The 3,633-nt window shown below is 68.4% G+C and carries 4 protein-coding genes; 3 read left to right on the forward strand and 1 reads right to left on the reverse strand.

The window, feature by feature from the left end; genetic code table 11:
* Positions 1–102 precede the first annotated feature (102 nt).
* Positions 103–1,347 carry a hydroxysqualene dehydroxylase HpnE gene (hpnE, locus tag ACP5E6_RS05690; RefSeq protein WP_427952695.1) on the forward strand — a complete coding sequence of 415 codons (1,245 nt, stop codon included), beginning with the start codon at positions 103–105 and terminating at the stop codon, positions 1,345–1,347.
* Positions 1,348–1,357: 10 nt separating this feature from the next.
* Here hpnE and ACP5E6_RS05695 read toward each other — a convergent pair whose 3' ends face one another.
* Positions 1,358–1,750, reverse strand: a complete 393-nt coding sequence (locus ACP5E6_RS05695) for a hypothetical protein (protein ID WP_427952696.1) — start codon at positions 1,748–1,750, stop codon at positions 1,358–1,360.
* A 103-nt stretch (positions 1,751–1,853) separates the two neighbouring features.
* Here ACP5E6_RS05695 and ACP5E6_RS05700 point away from each other — a divergent pair, with 103 nt between their 5' ends.
* Both ACP5E6_RS05700 and ACP5E6_RS05705 read left to right on the forward strand, forming a co-directional pair.
* Complete coding sequence (locus ACP5E6_RS05700) at positions 1,854–2,627, forward strand: SDR family NAD(P)-dependent oxidoreductase (RefSeq protein ID WP_427952698.1); 774 nt, start codon at positions 1,854–1,856, stop codon at positions 2,625–2,627.
* Between the two features lie 4 nt (positions 2,628–2,631).
* Positions 2,632–3,525 (forward strand): NUDIX hydrolase, encoded by an 894-nt coding sequence (locus tag ACP5E6_RS05705; protein WP_427952700.1) that lies wholly within the window; start codon positions 2,632–2,634, stop codon positions 3,523–3,525.
* Positions 3,526–3,633 lie beyond the last annotated feature (108 nt).

A 3,633-nucleotide genomic window follows, 5' to 3' on the forward strand; every position in this document is an offset into this window, starting at 1 on the left:
TGTGGATCGCGGCGCATGAGCCGCGTGAATGTGGATCGCGGCGCATGAGCCGCGTGAATGTGGATCGCGGCGCATGAGCCGCGTACCTATGGATCACGGCGCATGAGCCGCGTGCATGTAATCGGCGCCGGCATGGCCGGGCTTTCCGCCGCCACCAGCCTCGCCGCGCGCGGCGTCAGCGTCGTTCTCTACGAACAGGCGAAATTTGCCGGCGGCCGCTGCCGCTCCTATCACGACACCACCCTGGGCTGCCGCCTCGACAACGGCAACCACCTCCTCCTGTCCGGCAACCGCGCGACGATCGCCTATCTCGACCGGATCGGCGCGACCGACACCTTGGTCGGACCCGACAAACCACTGTTCCCCTTCATCGATCTCGTCTCCGGCGCGGCCTGGACCCTGCGGCTCAACCGCGGCGTCACGCCGTGGTGGGTGCTCCGCCGCGACTGGCGGGTGCCGGATACCAGCCCGCGCGACTATTGGGCGCTGCGGCGCCTGCAACGCGCGAAACCCGACGATCTGGTCGCCGACCTGCTCGGCGACCTCGGCCCGCTCTACGATCGGCTGCTCGAACCGCTCGCGATCGCGGCGCTGAACACCAAGCCCGAAATCGCCTCCGCCGCCCCGCTCGCCGCCGTGGTCGCCGAGAGCCTCGCGCGCGGCGGCGCCGCCTCGATGCCGCGCTACCCCGCCATCGGCCTGTCCGAAACCTTCGTCGATCCCGCGCTCGCCTTCCTGCGCGCCCACGGCACCGAATTCCGCTTCGGCGCCCGCATCGCCGGGCTGACCGTCTCGGAAAACCGCGTCACCGGCCTGGTCGGCCCCAATGTCGATGAAATCATCGAACCGAACGATCGCGTCATCCTCGCGACACCGCCCTGGGTCACCGCCGAGCTTCTGCCCTCCCTGACCGTGCCGGATGCGTTCGAAGCCATTCTCAACCTGCATTTCCGCGCCGGCATCGATCCCGGCAAAGCCGGATTCTACGGGCTGATCGGCGGCGTCGCCGAATGGGTGTTCGAAAAGACCGAGGTTGTCTCGGTCACCATCAGCGCCGCCAATGACCGGCTGGACTCCGATCCTGAAACCCTCGCCGCCGAGGTCTGGTCGGATTTGCGACGCGGCTTCGGCCTGCCCCGCACCATGCCGCCCTATCGTATCGTGCGCGAAAGGCGCGCCACCTTCGCCGCCACCCCCGCCCAGCTCGCGCGCCGCCCCGGCCCGATCACCCGGCTGAGCAACCTGACCCTCGCCGGCGATTATACCGCGACCGGCCTGCCCTCGACCATCGAAGGCGCGATCCGCTCCGGCGCCACCGCCGCCAACGCCGAGCGCGCCTCAGGCTGACCCGGCGCCGTTACAGCAGGTGAAACCCCGCGGCCTTGCCGTGTTCGAGCGTGAGGCTGGCCAGCACCTGATCGCCATCATGCAGGGTGATCTCGAAAATATAGTTGAGATACGCCCCGATTTTCTGGGTGGTGATGAATTTCACCGTATAGGGCTGCGCCAGCGGGATCTTGGAATCGATCATCTTCGCCTGGCCCGCGAATTTGGTCGGGTCCACATTCGCCTTGAACTGGCTCGTCGCCGGCGCCACGAACCCGGCGTAGTCAGGATGCGCGATCGCCGCGAGCATCCGGGTCATATCGCTGGTCGCCGTCCCGACATCGGGTGCCGAGGCGCTGGCCGTCGCAACCACCCCCAGCGCAACCCCCGCCATCACCAAGCCAACGCGCAGAATTTTTGTCATCGCCCATCCTTTGCCATCATGCGTCTTTTGCCGCCGTCGAACCGCCCTAAATTGCGCCATGCGCGGCGCGATGCCATCATGACCAATTCACGGAGACCAATCAATGACCGACCCGTTTCGCGGCCGCCGCGCCCTCGTCACCGGTGCTTCCAGCGGCATCGGCGCCGACATCGCCCGCCAGCTCGCCCAGCGCGGTGCCAATCTGGTGCTGGTCGCCCGCCGCGCCGACCGGCTGGAGCAACTCGCCACCGAATGCCGCCTGTTCGGCGTCAACGTCGAAACCGCGCCGGCCGACCTCGCCGATCATGAAGCCGCCCGCGACCTCGCGGCCCGGTTCCCCACCACCGACATCCTGATCAACAACGCCGGCCTCGGTGCCTTCGGCCGCTTCACCGACACCGATTACGCCAAAATCGCACAAATGATCGCGGTCAACATCTCTGCCCTGACCCATCTGACCCATCTGTTCGCGCCGATGATGGCCCAGCGCGGCTGGGGCCGCATCATGCTGGTCGCCTCCACCGCCGCGTTCCAGCCGGTGCCGCTCTATGCCGTCTATGCCGCGACCAAGGCCTATGTCCTCTCCCTCGGCAATGCGCTGGATGTCGAACTGGCGCGCCAGGGGGTCAAGACCACCGTGCTCTGCCCCGGCACCACCAAAACCGAGTTTTTCGACATCGCCGCCCAGACCAAATCCGCCTTTGTCGATCGCGTCGCCATGACCAGCGCCGAGGTCGCCCGGATCGGAGTCGACGCCATGGCGAAAGGCCGGCCCACCATCGTCGCCGGCGCCGCCAACGCCGCGATGGCGCTCGGCACCCGCCTCGCCCCGCGCCAACTCACCGCCCAGGTCGCTTACCGGATCATGAAACCATGACCTCATGAGCGGCGCGCAACCGATCCACGCCGAGCTCATCGCCGTCCTCGTCGCCGTCACCAACGCCACGCCCCGCGTGCTCACCCTGCTCGATGGCAGCGCCCTGCCCGCCGGTCCGCTCGAATCCGGCCATCGCTCGCTCCAGGCCGGGCTGCGTAACTGGGTCGAGCGCCACACCGGCCACGCGCCGGGCCATGTCGAACAACTCTACACCTTCGCCGACCCCGATCGCAGCCGCGCCGGGCGCAGCATCTCGATCTCCTATCTCGGCCTCACCGCCGAAACCCGCGCCCCGCTCGGCGGCCGCGTCTCCTGGCGGAACTGGTACGATTATTTCCCCTGGGAAGACCGCCGCACCGGCGCCGACCTGATCACCACCCTGATCGAACCCGGCCTCGCACGCTGGGCCACGACGCCGGACCGCGCCGCCCGCGCCGCCACCTGCTTCGCGCTCGATGGTGCCGCCTGGAACGAAGACCTCGCCCTCGCCCGCTACGAGCTGCTCTACGAGGCCGGAATGGTCCGCGAAGCCCTGCGCGATGGCCGCCCCCCGCACGGCGATCCGCTCCCCGGCGCCAGCATGACCGCCGATCACCGCCGCATCCTCGCCACCGCGATCAGCCGCCTGCGCGCCAAGATCAAATACCGCCCGATCGTGTTCGAGCTGCTGCCCGACAAGTTCACCCTGCTCGATCTGCAACGCTGCATCGAGGCGCTGGCCGGTCATCCGCTCCACAAGGGCAATTTCCGCCGACTGATCGAAAGCCAATCCCTGCTGGAAGAGACCGCAAGCTTCGCCACCGGCCCCGGCCGCCCGGCCCGGCTGTACCGCTTCCGCGCCGCCATCCGCACCGAGCGCGCCCATTCCGGCACCCGCCTGCCGCTCGCGCGACCCTAAACGCCCGCCGCCTGCGCGGCCCTAAACGCCCGCCGCGCGCGCGGCTTTAATCCCCCGCCGCCTGCGCGGCCTTGACCCCGATATACTCAGCCTTAATATAACCAAGGT

Source organism: Acidiphilium sp., from assembly GCF_049977125.1.
In the GTDB taxonomy this organism is placed as follows: Bacteria; Pseudomonadota; Alphaproteobacteria; order Acetobacterales; family Acetobacteraceae; genus Acidiphilium.